At 53.5% G+C, this 18,640-nt stretch carries 17 protein-coding genes and 1 riboswitch; of the genes, 10 read left to right on the forward strand and 7 right to left on the reverse strand.

All coding sequences use genetic code 11. From position 1 onward, the window contains the following. The first annotated feature begins 32 nt into the window (after positions 1 to 32). On the forward strand, positions 33 to 308 hold the full coding sequence (locus VE954_RS16045; protein WP_324954512.1) for a hypothetical protein: 276 nt from the start codon (positions 33 to 35) through the stop codon (positions 306 to 308). 37 nt (positions 309 to 345) lie between these two features. Here the strand turns inward: VE954_RS16045 and VE954_RS16050 are convergent, their stop codons facing one another. The 3 genes from VE954_RS16050 to VE954_RS16060 form a co-directional block, all read right to left on the reverse strand. Further along, a complete protein-coding gene (locus VE954_RS16050) occupies positions 346 to 1,053 on the reverse strand; it encodes a helix-turn-helix transcriptional regulator (RefSeq protein WP_324954514.1) in 708 nt (235 codons plus the stop codon). An 88-nt stretch (positions 1,054 to 1,141) separates the two neighbouring features. Further along, on the reverse strand, positions 1,142 to 2,242 hold the full coding sequence (locus VE954_RS16055) for an NADH:flavin oxidoreductase (protein ID WP_324954516.1): 1,101 nt from the start codon (positions 2,240 to 2,242) through the stop codon (positions 1,142 to 1,144). 77 nt (positions 2,243 to 2,319) lie between these two features. Then, entirely contained in the window at positions 2,320 to 3,756 is a 1,437-nt protein-coding gene (locus VE954_RS16060) for a hypothetical protein (RefSeq protein WP_324954517.1), read from the reverse strand. 114 nt (positions 3,757 to 3,870) lie between these two features. Here VE954_RS16060 and VE954_RS16065 point away from each other — a divergent pair, with 114 nt between their 5' ends. After that, positions 3,871 to 4,470, forward strand: a complete 600-nt coding sequence (locus tag VE954_RS16065) for a HutD family protein (RefSeq protein ID WP_324954519.1) — start codon at positions 3,871 to 3,873, stop codon at positions 4,468 to 4,470. 251 nt (positions 4,471 to 4,721) lie between these two features. Next, on the forward strand, positions 4,722 to 5,528 hold the full coding sequence (locus tag VE954_RS16070; RefSeq protein WP_324954522.1) for a S26 family signal peptidase: 807 nt from the start codon (positions 4,722 to 4,724) through the stop codon (positions 5,526 to 5,528). On the opposite strand, the gene VE954_RS16075 is transcribed toward VE954_RS16070, so the two are convergent. Continuing rightward, positions 5,480 to 6,247 carry an NAD-dependent deacylase gene (locus VE954_RS16075; RefSeq protein ID WP_324954524.1) on the reverse strand — a complete coding sequence of 256 codons (768 nt, stop codon included), beginning with the start codon at positions 6,245 to 6,247 and terminating at the stop codon, positions 5,480 to 5,482. The two genes, VE954_RS16070 and VE954_RS16075, sit on opposite strands and share 49 nt — an antisense overlap. Positions 6,248 to 6,330: 83 nt before the next feature. Here VE954_RS16075 and VE954_RS16080 point away from each other — a divergent pair, with 83 nt between their 5' ends. Together VE954_RS16080 and rlmD are read left to right on the forward strand one after the other, a co-directional pair. Continuing rightward, a complete protein-coding gene (locus VE954_RS16080) occupies positions 6,331 to 7,254 on the forward strand; it encodes an EcsC family protein (RefSeq protein WP_324954526.1) in 924 nt (307 codons plus the stop codon). A 79-nt stretch (positions 7,255 to 7,333) separates the two neighbouring features. Continuing rightward, positions 7,334 to 8,614, forward strand: coding sequence for a 23S rRNA (uracil(1939)-C(5))-methyltransferase RlmD (gene rlmD, locus VE954_RS16085; RefSeq protein ID WP_324954528.1), 1,281 nt, complete (start codon positions 7,334 to 7,336; stop codon positions 8,612 to 8,614). On the opposite strand, the gene VE954_RS16090 is transcribed toward rlmD, so the two are convergent. Both VE954_RS16090 and VE954_RS16095 read right to left on the reverse strand, forming a co-directional pair. Next, entirely contained in the window at positions 8,580 to 9,941 is a 1,362-nt protein-coding gene (locus VE954_RS16090; RefSeq protein ID WP_324954530.1) for a hypothetical protein, read from the reverse strand. The genes rlmD and VE954_RS16090 overlap by 35 nt on opposite strands. Positions 9,942 to 9,953: 12 nt before the next feature. After that, a complete protein-coding gene (locus VE954_RS16095) occupies positions 9,954 to 11,030 on the reverse strand; it encodes a hypothetical protein (RefSeq protein ID WP_324954531.1) in 1,077 nt (358 codons plus the stop codon). A gap of 631 nt (positions 11,031 to 11,661) precedes the next feature. Between VE954_RS16095 and VE954_RS16100 the strand changes: the two genes are divergently transcribed. The 3 genes from VE954_RS16100 to VE954_RS16110 all read left to right on the forward strand — a co-directional run bounded on the left by VE954_RS16100 (position 11,662) and on the right by VE954_RS16110 (position 14,937). After that, positions 11,662 to 12,003 carry an RNA recognition motif domain-containing protein gene (locus VE954_RS16100; RefSeq protein ID WP_141731348.1) on the forward strand — a complete coding sequence of 114 codons (342 nt, stop codon included), beginning with the start codon at positions 11,662 to 11,664 and terminating at the stop codon, positions 12,001 to 12,003. Between the two features lie 272 nt (positions 12,004 to 12,275). After that, on the forward strand, positions 12,276 to 13,478 hold the full coding sequence (locus VE954_RS16105; RefSeq protein WP_324954535.1) for a DEAD/DEAH box helicase: 1,203 nt from the start codon (positions 12,276 to 12,278) through the stop codon (positions 13,476 to 13,478). A 127-nt stretch (positions 13,479 to 13,605) separates the two neighbouring features. Then, a complete protein-coding gene (locus tag VE954_RS16110; RefSeq protein WP_324954537.1) occupies positions 13,606 to 14,937 on the forward strand; it encodes a S8 family serine peptidase in 1,332 nt (443 codons plus the stop codon). Between the two features lie 75 nt (positions 14,938 to 15,012). Here VE954_RS16110 and mgtE read toward each other — a convergent pair whose 3' ends face one another. Further along, positions 15,013 to 16,350 (reverse strand): magnesium transporter, encoded by a 1,338-nt coding sequence (gene mgtE / locus VE954_RS16115; RefSeq protein WP_324954539.1) that lies wholly within the window; start codon positions 16,348 to 16,350, stop codon positions 15,013 to 15,015. Positions 16,351 to 16,561: 211 nt separating this feature from the next. After that, positions 16,562 to 16,658, forward strand: a riboswitch (purine riboswitch). On the opposite strand from mgtE, the gene VE954_RS16120 reads away from it, so the two are divergent. Then, positions 16,652 to 17,179 (forward strand): hypothetical protein, encoded by a 528-nt coding sequence (locus VE954_RS16120; RefSeq protein WP_324954541.1) that lies wholly within the window; start codon positions 16,652 to 16,654, stop codon positions 17,177 to 17,179. Its footprint overlaps the riboswitch before it by 7 nt. 182 nt (positions 17,180 to 17,361) lie before the next feature. Continuing rightward, positions 17,362 to 18,633 carry a replication-associated recombination protein A gene (locus VE954_RS16125; protein ID WP_324954543.1) on the forward strand — a complete coding sequence of 424 codons (1,272 nt, stop codon included), beginning with the start codon at positions 17,362 to 17,364 and terminating at the stop codon, positions 18,631 to 18,633. The last annotated feature ends 7 nt before the right edge of the window (positions 18,634 to 18,640 follow it).

Below are 18,640 nucleotides of genomic sequence, written 5' to 3' on the forward strand. Positions count from 1 at the left end.
TCAACAGGATCAGGATCAGCTGGAGAATCTCCATGGAGGATTCCGTTATGGATACTCTACAGGCACGCTTTGAAATTATTGGGTTTGAGAATCCTGACCTGGGTCAACTTCTGCACAGTGTTCTCGTGGGTCGAGGTGCTTCGATTGCATCGGTTCTGGTGGCGCCTTTATCGGCTCCCGAGACCGGCGATCACCTGATGCACGCGACGGTGATCGCAACCTTGCCAGGCGACATCTCATTGCGAAGCGCCGGGCATGCGATTGAAGAAATTTCGGATGACTTAAGCGTGGTGGCAGTGGCTGCCTGATCAGGACGAATCGAGGCATCAAACAACCGGCTGAGGCTTAGAAAAGGGTCATGACCAGACCCCAGGCCACATTCAGTTCACCGGCATTATCAGGATTTTGTTTCACGCGCATCACGCGCAGCCGAGCGTCCTCCAGAATGGATTGAATTTCGGCAGCAGCCTCCGGCTTCAAGCCTGAGAAGCTGGCATCAATCATATTCCATGGAATGTTGTGGTTCACGTTGTCGAGGAAAAGTCGCAGTAAAGGAATTAAAACATCGGGACTGTTGAGGTGAAAGGAAGGATGGCCCGGATGGTAGTGAGCGTCAATTTCACGAATCAGATCCGCTTCGATCAGCTCCTGAATCACGGCATCAGCTCCGGTGCCCAGGATCCTATGCAGGTCATCGTGCGAAACCTTGCGCCGTCCATAGATTTCCACCGCGGCACGGCAAGCCTTATGACTGAGAAGTCGATAGGTACCACTGCGGGCCTTTTGCTGGAGAAGGTGTCCGAGCGTCGGCGCAATGTCGGGAAAGAGATTGAGAATGGTATGAGTCGTCGCTTCATCCGGTTGAATATAGCGCAGAAGGCGGAGGGCAGTGTCGATGCTGACTTCCGATTTGCCGGCCTCGATGGCCCGCAGGTTGGTGTAAGACAGACCGCTGCTTCGGGACAGAACATAGAGGTTGCGGCCGCGCTTTTCGGCGACCCAGGTTTTGATCAACTGGGAGAATAGAGCCGATTTGTCTGCCGTTGGCACCATATTCAGTTTCCTATGGGGTTTCAACTGCTTGGAAAAAGTTGGGACGAAACATTCGAACCCAACCTTTGCAGACAAAGGGCCTGGTGTTTTATTGCAGCTGGCGCAGATCGGCACTCTGGAATCCTGCGAGTTCTTCCAGCCGTCCTTCTTTGATCTTGCGGACCCAATGAGGATCGGACAGCAAAGCTCGACCCACGGCCACGAGATCAAAGTCACCGCGATCAAAACGTCGGACCAATTCATCGATGGGCTCGGGTGAAGAACTCTCACCGCGGAAGGCCTTGATGAATTCACCGGAAAGGCCAACGGAACCGACGGTGATCGTGATTTTACCGGTTAATTTCTTGGCCCAGCCGGCGAAGTTAAGGTCCGATTCAGGAAACTCCGCCTCCCAGAAACGACGCTGGGAACAGTGGAAGACATCGACGCCCGCATCAGCCAGGGGCACGAGCCAGGCTTCCATTTCTTGAGGCGTTTTTGCGAGTTTGAAATCAAAAGCACCTGGCTTCCACTGCGAGAGGCGGAGCAAAACGGGGAAGTCAGGTCCTACAGCCTGGCGCACAGCTTTGACCACATCAATGGCAAATCGACTGCGTTCCGGCAGGGTTTGGCCGCCATAAATGTCGGTTCTCTGGTTCGTGACGTCCCAGAAAAATTGATCGATCAGATAGCCATGGGCACCGTGCAGCTCGACCGCATGAAAACCAAGGTCTTTGGCCGCGGCTGCGCTTTGGGCATAAGCCTGAATGGTGGCCGCAATGTCCGCTTCACTCATGGCTTGGCCTGGAGACCCTTGGCCACGCAAACGTCCTGAAGGTCCTTCAAACGGCTCAGTAGGCAGCCAACCCGAAGCGTGTGGATCGTTGACTCCCATATGCCAGATCTGAGGCGCCATCCGTCCTCCGACCTCGCACACGGCTTCGATTACTTTTTTCCAGCCCTGCAGAGCTTCCGCTCCATGAAATCGGGGAATATTGGGGTCATTCGATGAAGCCACGCGATCAATCACCGTGCCTTCCGAAAGAATCAATCCAACCTCGCCCTGGGCACGCCGCTGGTAATAGACCGCGACATCAGGTGTCGGCACACCGCCGGGAGAGAAGGACCGTGTCATCGGCGCCATCACAAAACGATTTTTGAGTGTTAAGGATTTCAACTGGAAGGGCTGGAAGAGTGTGGTCACGCTCATAAGATGATAACTTTCCATGGCAAGTGAGCAGATCAGGTCCGGTCGGACCCGTTCTGCTTTGTATCACTGCGCTGGACTCAAAATCCACCCATTCTGCGCGTTTTATACAGGCGTGCACGTGCCTTCACACTGAGTTTCGGCACCGGACCGGTAGGAATACTGTGCGAGTGTAAACCTGCACCGTTGCGGGCTTCACCCGGCGCCACGCCTTCCCAAGGTTTACGGTCGATTCCCGCCGCATACAAGGGATCCGAAAGCCATACATAGCAGTCGGTTTTTCCGTAGCAATCTGCGGTGGTGCCGACCGTTTTATACCCGTGTGCATCAAGCCATGTTTGAATGCGATCATCGACCCAGCCATGCACTTTGAAAAAGATAGGATTCACGTGCGATGAATAGGTGCCGCCCAGGTAATCATAGGCAGGGTCGTCGAACAATTTGGAGAATTTTCTCTCCCATTCAGGATCAAGTGGGTCACCAGGAATTTCCATATCAGCAGGATTCATGAAACGCATGTGCATGTTGTTGTGAATCGTGCGTTCGATGCGCTCGCCGTATTCACCCAGAGTCATGGTCTTCACTTTTTCAATATCGAGATAATCCTTTTCCCAGGTATCGAAGGCAGCCTGTGTGTCCGACTGATCGGTGGAAGGATGAGTCTTATCATCAAAACGGGGCAGAACTTTCCAGGGCGGAACCATGGTCTTGCCCTTGCTGGCCAGATGCTGGCTGATGGCTTTCAGCATATTATGATGCATGTAAAGGAAATCCTCGCCATCAGGGCTGCGCTGGGGATTCCTTGCAGGAGGGGCCACAGTCGGACCAAAGTGGGTCATCAAAGCATCACGATCGGTCTGTTCCATCCATTGCCATTCGGATCGCATCCCATGCCACAGATAGTGCCAGAGCCGATGACCGCGATCCGAACCCCAGGCGCGTACCATACGATCCCGCTCCACATCACCACTGCCTTCGCCCCAGGATGCCGTGCTGTTCACAGCGTAAAAGCCATGACCAACAGCCGAAACGTGACAGGTCATGGCTGCTGTTGCATCGAAGCTCAAATAGAGATCACCGATATCATGGCCGCTGTCGGTCACCAGCGTCCAGCCTTTCTCAGCATCGCCGGTGATGGCCATACTAATGTCCTGAGAACGATAACTGGCTCGTGTTTGAAAGTCTTCGGGAGCCTGAATATCCTTTTCAATCATTTCGGTAAACATGGCTTTCGTCAGGACCGGCTTGCAGGCGGTATAACCGTCGGCTGGCTTGATCGACAGCTCGATGCGTGCCAGACGAAGGGAACTGTCCGCGGGCGGTGTCCCAGCGAGACGATTCAGGCTCACCACCGCGGGCTTGCCAGGTTCGATCAGAAGTGGGGCTTTATCGAGGACTCCCGCGATGCCACTCTCGGGTGTGTTTTGGAGAACTTTCAAGCGGCTTTGATTCTTGCTGGTAGTTTTACAGGCGATACCCAAAAAAACATACAATGAACAGTAAAGAATGCGTCTCAAAACCTATTCTCCTTGTGAGGCTCATGCGGATCAGGGCTGGAAATTTCAGGGGGACTTCTGGTATTTTACAGCACCTGGCTCCTGACACCAGAACAATATAGGAAACCCTTGCGCATGAACGCACACATTACTCATTTCACTCCATCAGCCTATCGAATCATGCCCTGGAAAAATGGGGCTGGCTCGACGACAGAGCTCTTGATTTCTCCTCGTGGGTCGTCGGTGCAAGCAGGTTTTGATTGGCGAATCAGTCTTGCCCAGGTGCCTGCCTCAGGGCCTTTTTCCTGCTTTCCCGATTACCAACGCACGATCATGCTGCTGCGAGGCGATCCCATGCAGCTCGTGCATCAGGATCATGGCGAGCACCTTCTGCAAGCATTTCAGCCTTATGATTTTCATGGAGCCTTGACAACGACGGGGATTTTAACGGGCCAGCCCGTGGAAGATTTCAATGTCATGATTCGCGATCATCTGGGGCGTGCTTCGATCGAAGTGTACCGAGGCACGGAAAATACGGAGTTTCCAACCCAAACCGCCGATCAGCAATTTATTTGGTCATGGTCCGGCGAGGCCAAAGTCGCCGTGGGTCAGCAAAATTATGAGATCAAGGAACAGGAGTCGCTGCTGATCGAGTCTGGCACCAACGCCATTGTGCGCCCAGGTCCCAGGTCAACTCTGCTAATCATCGTGAACATATTTTTAGCCAAAAGTTAACATGCTGAGCATCCGTAAGTTCTACAATCGACAAAAAGGCCTATGCTGATCATCCTGATCGTAGGCTGGATTCCGCCTGAAATATAAGCTTTCTCGCTGTACTCTGATCTTGCAACCCTTCTGATTTATTGTTTAAGAATTCCTAACCAAAATTTCCTGAAGTTTTAGAAAATTTTGCGCAATCTTTTGCGTCAATGAGCGTCTAGTTCGAGTCAAAGACTCGAAGGACTTCTACGCAAAGGGTTCCACGCATGCCGGCGGATCACGATAACATTCAAAATGAGCGCACCCACGCGGAACGTTTAAGGCTCTCACTGGTTCGCCTCATCGTGTTGGACCTGATCACACTCGGCCTCTATAGCGTTGTGCGTAGCTATGGGCTGCATGCGGAACTTTCTCAGAAAGAAGGCCGTCCGATCTTTTCCATCGCCTTCCTGAATATTTTGATGATGCTCAATATCATGCTGTGGGTCCTGCGCTTTTCCCGGAATGATCTGCCGTTGGACGCATCGCTGGTTATGGCCCACTTGGGAACGACGCTGCTTTTCATGAGTCTTATGCTGGTTTTCCGCCGCCATCTCGAGGAGAGATTGGGCCTTGGTACTCGACCTTTGCCCCTCGCCCTGTTTGGTTTTTGGTATCTCCAGCATCGCATCAATCACCTGCGTGATGAACGGAAACCTGGATCATCCAAGGAGTCCTGGCTCGTCCCATCCTGGGTGCTTGGCTTGTCTCTGCTGCTCTCCCTGATGAACTGCGGCATCAGACTGTATCATGTTACCGATGCAACGATGGAACCCGTCCTTGTGCGCGGTGATTACGTTTTAGTGGATCAGTTGCTCTACGAACTCTTTGAGCCGCAGCCTGATGATCTTGTGATGGTTCACGTCGAGCCATCCGATCAACCCCTTCAGCTGAAGCGTTGGGATAAGCCGGCTGACTCGCGTGCGGCGGACGTGATATCCGCTGGGCGTGTTGTAGGTCGGGCACGCATGCGAACGATCAGCTATCAACCGGGCGAGTCCATTCCCTGGGAACGCTGGTTCCAGCTGCTCTGAAGGCGCTGCAAAATTTCCGAAGCAGACCCCTGCAGGAGAAGATCGACGCGGTCCTCACCCACTTTTTCTTTGTTGATCACAACCGTCAAGGCTCCGGCATGCCGCGCCTCATCCAAAAATCCGGCGGCTGGATACACCAGACCCGACGTTCCCACGGCAATAAAAACATCACATTGAGCCAAAGCCCGCCCTATGCGTTGCAGAATCCCGCGATCCAGCATTTCCCCGAACCAGACCACATCCGGCCTGAGCTGCGATGCGCAAAGCGCGCACAAAGGAACGGTATCGGCGGCTTCAACCCAAGGTGAGGGATGACGTTGCCGCATGCAGACGAGGCGGTGAATGCTGCCATGCATTTCAATCACCTGCTGACTGCCTGCCGCCTGATGTAAGCCATCGACGTTTTGCGTGATCAAGGTCAGATGAGGAAACTGCTGCTCCCATGCCGCCAGAATTTGATGACCGGAGTTGGGGCGAGCTTCCAAAACCTTGTTTCGGCGCCAGGCATACCAATCAAAAACCAGTTTTGGATTTTTACGAAAACCTTCAGGTGACGCCAGGTCCTCGGGACGAAATTGGGACCAGAGTCCATCCTGGGCATCGCGAAACGTAGGAATGCCGCTTTCAGCTGAAATTCCGGCACCTGTTAACACCACAATTCGGGTCGAAGGCAGGAGCTGTTGAATAAGACCTTGTTCGTCAATCTTGCCAGAATTCATGATCGTCCCACACTCGAAATTGATTTATCGCGTCTACCCTGGCATGCTCTGAACAACAATGGTGGACACGCTGGGAAATGAATGTGCTGCAAAATGATGCCAGCTGCAACGTCTATCCAAAAATAGGGACTGCCATGTCACTGCCTGCTTTGAACCAAGACGAAATTAAGTTTGTACATGAAGCTGCCAGGTTTTTGGACAACCCAGGTTTTGCCATGCGGGCGATGAACCTTCTGGGTCAACCGATCGACGCTCTCCAAAAAAAGTTGCCGGCATCGGTGCAGGATAAAATTGGTGGGCTGGTACAAAAAGCGCTGCAGACAGCGCTTGTCGCCGCAATCAAAACGGTCCCTGCCAAAAGCGAAAAGCCTACAAATTGGCGGGATGCTGTGGAAAGCAGCAAAAAATCAGGGCGCATTCATACGGCGACAGTTGCGGTGACCGGTGCTGTCGGCGGACTCTTCGGACTTCTGGCCTTGCCTGTCGAACTCCCTTTGTCGACGACCATGATGCTCCGCGGGATTTCTGATGTAGCGGGGCACTGGGGCATGGATCTTGATGATCCCAATGTGCAGCTCCAATGCCTTTATGTTTTTACGCTGGGCTCCACGCAAAGCCCCAGTGACGATGAGAACGACTCCGCCTATCTCGGGTCCCGGATCGCGTTTGAACAGATCATTCGCTCCGCTTCGACCTACATGGCAAAAAAATCTGCGAAGGAGATTCTCCGGGCCATTGATACCGGGGCTGCTCCGGCTTTGATGAAGGTCATTGCCAGGATCGCAAGGTCTTTTGAACTGGCCTTGACCGAGAAGGTGCTGGCCGAGTCGGTTCCCATCGTCGGTGCCGTTGGAGGAGCCACCATCAATGCTTTGTTTTGCGATTACTTCGGCCAGGCCGCGCGCTATCATTTCGGCCTTTTACACCTGGAAAAAAACCATGGCCGCGAGCACGTTCAGGCCGAGTTCGCCAACGCACGCCTGATCAAAAAGGCGACTCGGGTCTGAGGCTTGACAGAGCCTCCAAGGCGGGGTAAACAGCTGGATTCGTTTCGATCCTGTCGGGCCCTATCCAGGAGAATCTCTTATGAAGGCAGCCTGCCGATTCTTTGGCAAATGTTCCGGTTGCAGCCTTCAGCAGTTTCCCTATGTGAAGCAGCTGTTTGATAAAACGCGTTTGGTGCGGCAGCAGTTGGGACGTTTTGTGCCCGCAGGAAAAAATCCTGACGAGGTGATACATCCGGTGGTGCCGAGCCCTGCGGAATTTGGTTATCGCACATCCAGTAAACTCTGTTTGAGTGAAGATGAACTGGGCCGCCGCTCCATGGGACTCTATGCTCGCGGAACCAAGAAAGTCGTCGATATTCCGGGGTGTCCGATTCATCATACTGCCATCAATAAGCTCGTGCAGCGTTTGTTTGGGCCCGGTCAACCGATTCCAGCACCTTTCTATCAGCACAGTCGCAAAGGTTTTCAGCCAGGTCGTTTGAAATTCCTGACCGTCCGCTATAGCCCGGAAGGCGAGAGTTTCGGCCTTATTTTATCGCATACCGGCGTGCCCCGTGCGGATCTGGAAGCGTGGGCTCAGAAACTACGCATGCCCCATCTGAGTCTTTATGAATCCCTTCTGAGTCGCGAGGACGAGGATCTGGTCATCTCCCGCGATGTGAAGTATCTGGCCGGTGATCCTGTCTTCACCTATGTTTTGGATGGCCGCCGCTACCCGCTCGATCCGATGGCCTTTTTTCAAGCCAATTCGAGCCTTGTGACGACCTTCATTCAACATATCGTCGAGGGTCTCGCGGGTGATCAGCTGCTTGATCTTTATGGGGGCTTCGGCACCTATACCATGGCCGCCGCTTCGTCGTTCCAAAAGATTCATCTGGTCGAAGCCAACCCTCACGCCACCGAAGCTGCGTCCAAGGTCGCTCGCGAAGCAGGATTGACTCAGGTTCAATGCAGTGCCGCATCGGTTGAAGACGTTTTGAAAAAGCTGCTGAAAGGTTCAGCAGCCCAGCAGGTCACGCATATGATCGTGAATCCGCCTCGCGGTGGCCTGTCGCCACAGGTATTGACCGCACTTTCCCAAAGCGGCTGGCAGCGCCTGCAACGTCTTCACTATGTGTCCTGTAATATGGAGACCTTACAGAGGGACCTCCAGGTTCTGACGAGGCAGGGATTTGAAGTGGAATCCATCACGCCCTTTGATATGTTCCCGCAAACGGAGCACATCGAACTGGTGGCCAAATTACGCTACCGAGGCGCCCAAAAAGCAAACCCGAGTCGGGCCTTCATTGCACCGACTCGGGTTTTCTCAAGGGCCGACAAGGGCCTTAAAAGCTCTCGTAGACCGCAAATTCGATCGTAAAGCTATCGGTCGCCAGCGGCACATTCTTACCTGTGATAAATTTCTCACGCAAGACCCGGATATATGCGGGATAAGGACGATCGAGGCCAAGGCCGTCGAACTTAAAGCCCATGGCATAGGAAAATCGTTGTTCGCCCGAGTTGGTTTGGGTCTCGCCATAGTATTCAGGAGCCGCTAATTCATAGTTCAACGAAGTTTCGACCGACATCGGCTGCAAAACCGAAGTGAGTTTGGCTAAGCCAAGGTCCGCTCGAAACGTCCCCACGTTGCCGACACCTTTACGGGACACCGTCTGCGAGTTGGGATCGCCATCTGATCCGGCTGCGATCGCGGCATCCGAGGTCGGATCACCCTTATTCAACTGATTCGGATTCAGAAGACTCGACTTTTTTCGCTTGCCTTCCACCAGCATAATCTCAGACTGGTTTTGGAAGGAGAGCCAGAGCGGTGCCCAGGGATGGTAATCATAGTTCACACGAATACCAAGCTGGATCATGCCTTCACCCGTTGGGCGCTGCGCGGCAGGCACATCCTCAAACTTACCGAAGGGCATCCTCACACCGACACCCAAGGCAAAGACGTTGGTTCGGGTTGAGACAAGTGAATAGGTGATACCGAAGTCCACGTCGCTCAGACCAATCGCACCATCCGAAGGCGTTGCCGCATTGGAAACGAGTTCCGGTAAAAGAGCCAAAGTGTTCTGGGCCGGGGCTGCAGGAATCGTCGTTGTCTCGCCCGTTGGCAGAGTAAGTGTCGATGAAGGCAAGGTCGCGTTATTGGTAATCAACGCTTCAACCTGGGTGCTGCAGGCAGCACCGCTGCAAAGACCTTGGGCCTGGAGTCCGGCCGCGAGCTTGGCTTTAAACGCGGCTGTATACAAATCAACGGCTGCGGTGTAGCGAGCCGACTCACGGAACTTTTTCTTGTTAAAAGCCACATTGTTCTTGGACACATAAGGCATCAGCAGAAGGAACGAGAAACGATCGCTCATCCCGTATTCCAACGCGATCGCGTTGACGTTGGCCGTCAGGTCATAGCCGAAGTTTTCTTTCTTGCCGTTGGCATCATAACCCGAATCACCGGTTGCAAAGCGGTTGGCGCTTCGAATTCGATAAAAGCCTTCGGGCAATGTTTTCCCTAAACCAAGCGATGCATAATAAAGGGGCGGTCCTTTATTCTTCTTCTTTTTCTTGGCTTTGGCGGGATCTTCCGCCGCTTTTTCAGTGGGCGGAGCAGCCGCTTCCTCTTCTTCCTGAGCAGACGCCGATGTCGCGCCAGCCATCGCCAGGATGGTCCACAACATCAGTTGTTTTAACAACGAAGCCACGAGAAGCCTCCCTCAGTCGAGTGATCTCTTGAGACGATTCTGGAAGCTTGAACCTGATTCTTCTTCCTCACCGTCGCCTGACTGTTCTTCTTCATTATCTTCTTTCTTTTTCGCTTTGGAGACGCCTTCCAGGCGATTGCGCAGCGATACAGAGTCGCCACCTTCCTCGCCGGCGTCTTCGCCGCTGTTCTTTCTTCGATTCGATGGTTCGGCCACGATCTTGTCTTTTTTCTTTTCGACTTTTTCGACCTTGGGAGTTTCCGCCACTTTTTCGACCGGTTTCGCGACTGGCGGCGGTGGCGGAGGTGCCACCGGCATGCCTCGTATCGATTTCACGACGATGACCCGTTCGCCATCCACAGTGCTTTCATAGCCATCAATATCCGCGTAAGCGAGATTGCTGGACAGAACACGGGTGAAGGAGGACTTCTTCAACTTGGCTTTCACAGCCCCACCATCAGCCGCGCGGAACAGCAGGAGACAATCTTCAGGACAGCGGTTGAACAAGGGCCGACTGTAAGTCAAATTCCTAAGGGTCATGAATTTTGGAACGACCTGCTTGGGTTCTTCCATCACCGGCTCGGGAGGCGGCGGTGTGGGCTCGACCATCGCCAGCTTGGGCGGGGGTGAAACACGAATAGGCGCCTTGCTGGGTGCCACAACCCTCTTGCTCGGCCTCGGTGCCGGTTCCGGCGGCAAAGGATCCGCACGGCGCGGCTCAGGGGCCGGAGGTGGTGGCGGCGTTGGCTCGGCCACGATCAGAGGAGGCTGTTCAACATATTGGATGGGCTCATGCACTTCCGCTGTTTCCACCGGCCGAATGCGAGCCTCACGTTTGAGTTTACTACGCCCTGGGACGCGTTCACTCTCTTCAATCATGGCGACGTCAGCGCGTTTTTTATTGCCGCCGAAGATGACCCGTTTCACGACATAGGCTCCGCCCATACCGATCAACACGCCACAGACGATGGCGAACACCGGAACCAGACCGCCACCGCCGCCACCGAACAGGTCACCGGGTTTAAAGGATCCGGATGAGGACCCTTTGCCTGACGACGAGCGGCTTCTTTTTGATTTATTGCTACCCACAGCGAGCACTCTCGATAAGTTTGCCTACTTGGAGCCTTTTCGGTCCGAGCAGCCGGAAATTCGAGGAATTTCGATAAGGAATGGATATTACAAAATAATCAGAGATGGGATCCGGCCTAAACCCGCGAAGAATAGGGGATTTTTACGGCCATTTAAGCCCGGGTCAGGATTGGCTCAAGGCGAAATGGGTAAATGCAGGATCAGGGAACCATTTTGACCCAACTCTTTCATTTTCGGAAACATTTCAAAACGCTCCTCAAAGACTCCCACAAAATGCGTACGGCTGCCCGAACCCCACCTGACGGACCAAGTTGAAGGCCTGTGACCTGTGCTGTGGATGAGCAAAAAATCGACCTTGAGGTATGAATTTCAATTGGCCTGAAAGGGCCAAAGATATGTCCATTGCGACTAACAAGACATTCTTGCGAAACCTGTTTGTTCTTTCTTGCACCGAAAAGAAGATGCAGTTAATCTCTTGCGAAGCTAGAGGTACGGTTCGTAAGTTGAGTCTCAACTGGAAGTTTTTTCTTGATCGCCTCTTCGCACGCAGGTATATGATCTGTCGCGCGTCAGAGTCTACGGGCAGTTGGGCCCCTACCTCTTTTGCGGTTCCCAGCCTTAAGGAGGTGATATGGGCAAGAAACTTTACGTCGGCAATCTTCCGTTCTCCGCTACTGATGACGTGCTTTTTGACACGTTTTCTCAGAGTGGTACAGTGGTCTCCGCCAAGGTGATCATGGACCGTGAAACCGGTCGCTCCAAAGGTTTTGGCTTTGTCGAAATGTCGACAGACGCTGAAGCTGCTGATGCGATTGAGAAATTCAACGGTGCAGATTACGATGGTCGTAAAATCACTGTAAACGAAGCACGCCCACAGGCTCCTCGTGAAGGACGCGGCGGTGGATTCGGCGGCGGTCGCGGTGATCGCGGCGGACGCGGCGGCTTCGGCGGCGGCGGTCGCAACCGTTATTAATCAGGACCCAATCAGTCCATAGCACCTCTACGGATTTCCGTAGGGTTGAGACCCGTGCTGGAGACGATCTTTCGATCGACGCTCCCAGCACGGGGCCAAACGCACCCCCCATACTGATCCCTCCCAGTACATTCAAATCTGACACGCTGCCACAGCGCAAACAAGGCATGGATAAGTGCTGCAGTTTAGGTTAGGATTTTAATACTGCCGAGTATCGTCAGAGTGGAGTCGTCTTTCCAGACGACATGGTTTCACCAGATAGAAGATCCAACGTGCATACATTTCAAGAGATGAACCTGCCCCGACAGTTGCAAAGGGCGCTCGAAGCGATGAATTTTGTCTCGCCAACGCCAATTCAGGTCCAGGCGATTCCCGTGGCGATGGCGCACCATGATGTCATTGGTTGCGCGCAGACCGGAACCGGCAAAACCGGTGCCTTTGGTGTGCCCATGGTCGTTCGTCTTCTGCAACAGCCTCAGGAAACAGCCTTGATTCTGGCCCCTACCCGGGAGCTGGCCGTTCAGATCGTGGAATTTTTGATTAAACTGACACAATATGCGCCTGAATTGAATCATGCGCTGCTGATCGGTGGCATGTCGATGTCCACGCAGCTTCGGGCTTTGCAGCGCCGCCCTCGCATTATTGTGGCAACTCCAGGGCGTTTGGTGGATCACCTGCAAAGACGCGCCATCTCACTCCAAAATACCGGCATTCTGGTCCTGGATGAAGCCGACCGCATGCTGGATATGGGTTTCGCGCCGCAGCTCAATGAAATTCTGCGGTATTTGCCCACCACGCGTCAGACCATGCTGTTTTCCGCAACACTGCCGGACAATATCCTGGGCCTTGCCAATCGCTATTTGAAGAATCCTGTACGGATCAACGCGGGTTCAGTGGACCAACCGGTACAAAAGATCCATCATTCCGTGGTGCAGACCACACCGGAAGCCAAGAACGATGTGCTCCTCGATGAGTTGAACACACGGGAAGGCTCGGTCCTGATCTTTACCCGCACCAAGCATCGCACCGATCGTGTGGCTAAATTTTTATCCAAATTTGGTTATACCGTGTGTCGCTTGCATGGCGATCGCACGCAAAGTCAACGCGATGCCGCCATCAAAGGTTTTCGCGTTGGTACATTCCGCATTCTGGTGGCGACAGATATCGCCGCCCGGGGTTTGGATATTCCTCATATTGCCCATGTTATTAACTATGATCTTCCTCAACAACCCGAGGACTACGTGCACCGCATAGGCCGGACCGCACGGGCCGGGGCTGAGGGTGAAGCGATTTGCCTTCTGGTTCCCGAGGATCAGGGACAGTGGCGCCGTATTGCGCGACTCTATTTGAAAGACGAAGGTCCAGCTCACGCAAAGAAAGCTCCCGTGATTGAACGCCGTCCAAAAAGTCCAGTCTCGCTGGATAATTCTTTGCCCGAACAAAGGCCTCGGATCATTCCGCGCGTTCAGCGCTAAGCGATTGGCCCCCCAGCCAATTTCAAACCCGCGTGGGAAAGCCATTTTGTTAATAGCGTATGGACTTTCCTACACCTCCTGATTAGTGTGGTAGATATCAACCACACACAAACCAACAGGTCGTGACATGTACAGCAAAATCTTTGCTTTGCTATCCTTAGGTGTTGTCAGTTCCTGGGCTTGGGCCGCGGGATCAGCTAAAACGCACATTCTGCCTCTTGTGCCGAACGACACCTATTTCACTTCCCAGTGGAACCTGCACAATGAGGGTCCTGGACTGACCCCTATGGGCAAGGCCAGGGTTCAAGGCAACGATCACGCGCATATCGGCGAAGCGTGGGGCCTTTTGCGCGACCTGGGTGTTGTGAAGAATGTCCGCGACATCGGCAAGACTATCCGTCTGGCCGTGATCGATGATGGTTTTGATTTGCAGCACGAAGACCTTAAGGACAAATTTGTCGCGACCAAAAACTTCGGTGGACCGGTCAAGTTCAATAATCTCTTCAGCATAGCTCCCAATAATTTCCATGGAACCCTGGTCTCTGGTCTGGCAGCCGCCTCCGGAGACAATGGCAAGGGAATCATCGGCGCCTGCCCGGGTTGCCGCATCGTGGCCGCGCGCATGGGCGGTGATAAGCCCACAGGTTCGATTGAAGACTACTACGAAAAGATTTTCGACTGGGTCCTGGCCCAGAATGCGGATGTCATCAACTGCAGTTGGGGCCCGGATCCTTCCATGAGCCCTGGCTTTGCCAAGCATCTGGTCGATCGCCTGGCACGGGAAGGCCGCAAAGGCAAAGGCACGGTCGTTGTGTTTGCGTCTGGGAACACGGGGCAGGATTTCACCTGGAATCATTTTGCGAGCTACCCGGGAGCGCTGACCGTAGGTGCCAGCAACAGCCTGGGCATGCGGCATTCATTTAGCAATTTTGGACCCAACCTGGACCTCCTCGCCCCCACCAGCGGTGGCAAGGGAACTCCGACTCAATATATTGATCCTATTTGGACAACTGATAATTATGTGGCACCGGATTGTTTACTGCCTGGTGGTGCGCCGACTCCAGCCTGCAGTGATCAGGCGGGCTGGACCCCTTTTTCAAACATGGCAGGTGGTGACAACTGGGAAGGCCGTTATTCCAATCGCTTCTCCCACACGTCGTCGGCAGCGCCCCTTGTTTCCGGTGTAGTCGCTCTGGTTATGCAGGCCAACCCGAACCTGACTGCCGGTGAAGTGCAAAGCATTTTGCAGCAAACCGCTGATCGTATCGCCCCCAAGGATGCGCGCTATGATAATCGCGGTTTTAGTATGCTGTACGGCTATGGACGCATCAATGCGTTGCGCGCGGTGGCTGTGGCCTATGAAATGGGGGGTAAATCGCTGGATGATTCGACCCGAGCGCGGATTGATCACACCTCGCCATGCACTCGGAAAAACTGTTGGGATTGGCCTTTGAAATAAAAGTTGGAGCCCAAGGCTTTTTGGCCTTTGAAATAAAAGTTGGAGTCCAAGGTTTTTTGGCCTTTGACATAAGCCTTAGAGCAAAGCCCCACGCAGAATAAAACTCGCCATTGTAAAATAGATGATCAGTCCGGACACGTCCACGAGCGTTGCCACAAAAGGCGCGGAAGCCGTGGCCGGGTCCAGACGACATTTTCGAAGAGCAAAGGGCAGCATGGATCCGCTCACGCTGCCCCACAACACCACCCCGACCAGACTGGTTGCCACCGTCACACCAATCAGAAAAAAATGTTCGCCATAGAGGGTTTCCCGTGATGGCCAGATCAGAATGCGCAAAAGGCCCATGCTGCCCAGGATAGCGCCAATGGCAAGGCCGACGAAGATTTCCCGGCCTAACACTTTCCACCAGTCACGCAAACGAACTTCGCCCAGCGCCATCGCTCGCACCACCAGAGTCGAGGCCTGCGATCCCGAGTTGCCGCCGCTGCTGATAATCAAAGGGATAAACAGCGCCAGCACCACGGCTCGTTTGATTTCATGCTCGAAGTAACCCATGGCGGTGGCGGTGAACATTTCGCCGACAAAAAGAATGATCAACCAGCCGGCGCGTTTTTTGATCATGCTCAAAAGATTAATTTTTAAATACGGTGCTTCCAGAACTTCCACACCAGCCATACGCTGGATATCTTCGGTGGCTTCTTCTTCCACCACATCGACGATGTCATCGGCGGTCACGATACCCTTCATGCGCCCCGTCCCATCAACAATCGGGATGGCCATCAAACCATGACTGGCAAAGAGCTGCTTCAGGGCTTCCTGATCCATATTCTCATTGGCTTCCACCAGGTTGGTGCGCATGATGTCCTGCACCAGCTTTTGATCAGGGGCCAGAAATATTTCGCGAAGGGAAACGGCACCGAGGAGTTTTTGATCGCGATCGAGGACATAGATGAAACGCAGGTTCTCTAAATTTTCATGGGCTTGCTTGCGCAGATACCGAAGCGCTTCACCCACCTGCATATCCGGGCGGATACGAGCAAAACGTGGGTTCATCAAACCGCCCGCCTGGTCTTCGGCATACGCAAGGAGAGCGGCCACTTCCTTGCCGAGGCGCGGATCCAGTTCAGCGAGCATGGCGTAACGAAGCTCGGGTTCGAATTCCTGGATCAAGTCAGCCAGGTCATCGGGGGGCAGGATGCGAAGCCAGAAGCGACGTTCAAAGACCGGCAGGCTCACGAGGAGTTCGGCCTGTTCATCAGTCTTGAGGGTCAGAAAAAAGTCTTCCGCGGCAGCACGTTCCAGCTTGAGGAATGAATGCAGACGATCATCCGTCGACAGATCCGCCCACTTCTCGCGAAGCGCATCTGTATCATGGACCATCTTTTCATATTGAGATTCATCCAGGCGTATCATGCCACCCTCTTGCCTCATGCTTTTGGAAGCGTAGTATGGCTAGTCTCGCACCCTAGCTTTGTCAAGGCTAATCTCCCGTCGTCTCTAGGCTTTCGGCTTATCCTGGAGGTCTTGCGAGAGGCCGCTTCTGCGGCCCATAAAGTCATTTTGACTTGCGAAGCAAAATTGTTTGAATCTTCACCAGACCGGTATTTCTCTTTATGTTAAGTTGTGCTATCAGTCCCGTGAACTTCGTATAAGCTGGAAATCGGTCCAGCGTTTCTACCAGGCACCGTAAATGCTTGACTATGAGGATCTCTGCATGCGTTCAGCTTTCGTATTGGCTGCGATTCTTGTCACAGCCTGTGGCCCCTCAGTCGATCCAGGATCTCATCTCAGTGGTCGAACGTCGCTTCAGGACAGGTATCCCTTGTCACCGCAGACGTCCCTGACCCCCGGTACAACGTGTAAGAACGCAAGTGAGTACCGATACCCCGAACGCATCCCCTACTGTAATCGCTCCGTCTCGACCTCTCTGAAAAACAAAATCATCAAAACTTACGACAGCACTTTCCAGTATACGATTGCCAGTATGCCGCGAAATGATTTTAAAATCGATCATTACATCCCACTTTGCATGGGCGGCAGCAACGATAATACCAATCTCTGGCCCCAGCATAAAAGCGCTTATGCGTACACGGACTTGCTGGAGCAGAAGCTTTGTTTGCACATGGAACGAGGCCATATGAGGCAGGTCGCTGCCATCGACTATATGAAATACGCGAAAAACAATCTGGACGAAGCGGAACGCATTGATCAGGAAGTCGACGAAATTTACGGCGAACTGTGATCCTTGGGACTGATTGAAATGAAGCTTATCAGGCTGAACTACCAAGGGAAGCCTGTTCCCCAGACCACTCGCAGATCCTGCGGGTGGTTTTTTAGCTGGCCATAACTTTCTGACTGATTGGCCCCCTCCTGTTTTCCGGTTAAAAAGAAAGACGGTGCTTTAATCTTTTTCGGAATTCATCCATGTCACAGAATAAGCAGTCCCCTCTGGCCGCCCGGTATCGCCCGGAACAGGCCGACGAGTTGATCGGACAGGAAAAGGTCTGGGCGCCCGGCACAGCACTTTGGAAACTGGTCCATGCCGATCAGTTTCATGCCCTGCTTTTTTGGGGCCCGCCCGGCACAGGCAAGACCAGTCTGGCTCGTTTGATCGGTCGCATTGTCAAGCGCCCCGTCATCGAACTCTCCGCAGTCGAAGCCGGCGTGAAAGATATTCGGGAAGTCATTCAAAGGTCACGGGAAAGCATCGAGCTGGGCGACAAGGCCGAGATTCTCTTCTTGGATGAAATTCACCGCCTCAGCAAAAATCAACAGGACAGTCTTTTGCCGGCGGTGGAAGCGGGCACCATTAAATTGATTGGTGCCACGAGCGAAAATCCATCGTTTTCCGTCAACAACGCTCTGCTGTCACGATCCTTGACCATCGCCATGCAAAAAATCAGTGACGAGGCGCTGGCCCAATTGTTTGTCCACGTGGCCCGTCGCGAAGAACGTCTTTTGAATCCTGATCTCGCACAGATCCTGGCGCGTGCCGCGGATGGTGATGCGCGGGCGGGGCTAAATCTTTTGGAAGCTGTTCTGGGTGTGACCAAGGACAAGGAAGAGATCACGGCTGAGGATATGCAGCCGATCCTTCATCTCATCGCCCGGCACTACGATCGCGCGGGAGATTTTCATTATGATCTGATTTCCGCCTTTATCAAAAGCATCCGGGCCAGCGATCCTGATGCCGCCTTGTATTACCTTGCGCGCATGCTGCATGGCGGCGAGGACCCGGTCTTCCTCGCCCGCCGTCTTGTGATTGCAGCCAGCGAGGATATTGGCAACGCTCATCCCACAGCCCTGGTGGTCGCGCAGGCTTGTCTTCATTCCGTCAAAGAAATTGGTATGCCCGAGGCTCGCATTATTCTGGGGCAGGCGACGACTTATCTGGCCTCGAGTCCCAAATCCAATCGCAGTTACCTCGGGATTAACCAGGCGCTGGCTACGGTCGAGAAAACCGGTGATTTACCTGTGCCTTTGCATTTACGCAATGCACCGACACGTTTTATGAAAGAGATGGGTTACGGCCAGAATTATACCTATGCCCATGACAATCCGCAAAAGGCGGCCCAGCAATCCAACCTGCCTCCCAGTCTTGGTAAAATGCGCTTTTACGAGCCTTCTGAGAATGGGGCTGAAAAGCAAATCCGTGACCATCTGGAGCGTTTGAGGCCAGGCACTCCGCGTAAATAGGCTGACT

It is taken from the genome of Oligoflexus sp. (assembly GCF_035638955.1).
GTDB lineage: Bacteria > Bdellovibrionota_B > Oligoflexia > Oligoflexales > Oligoflexaceae > Oligoflexus.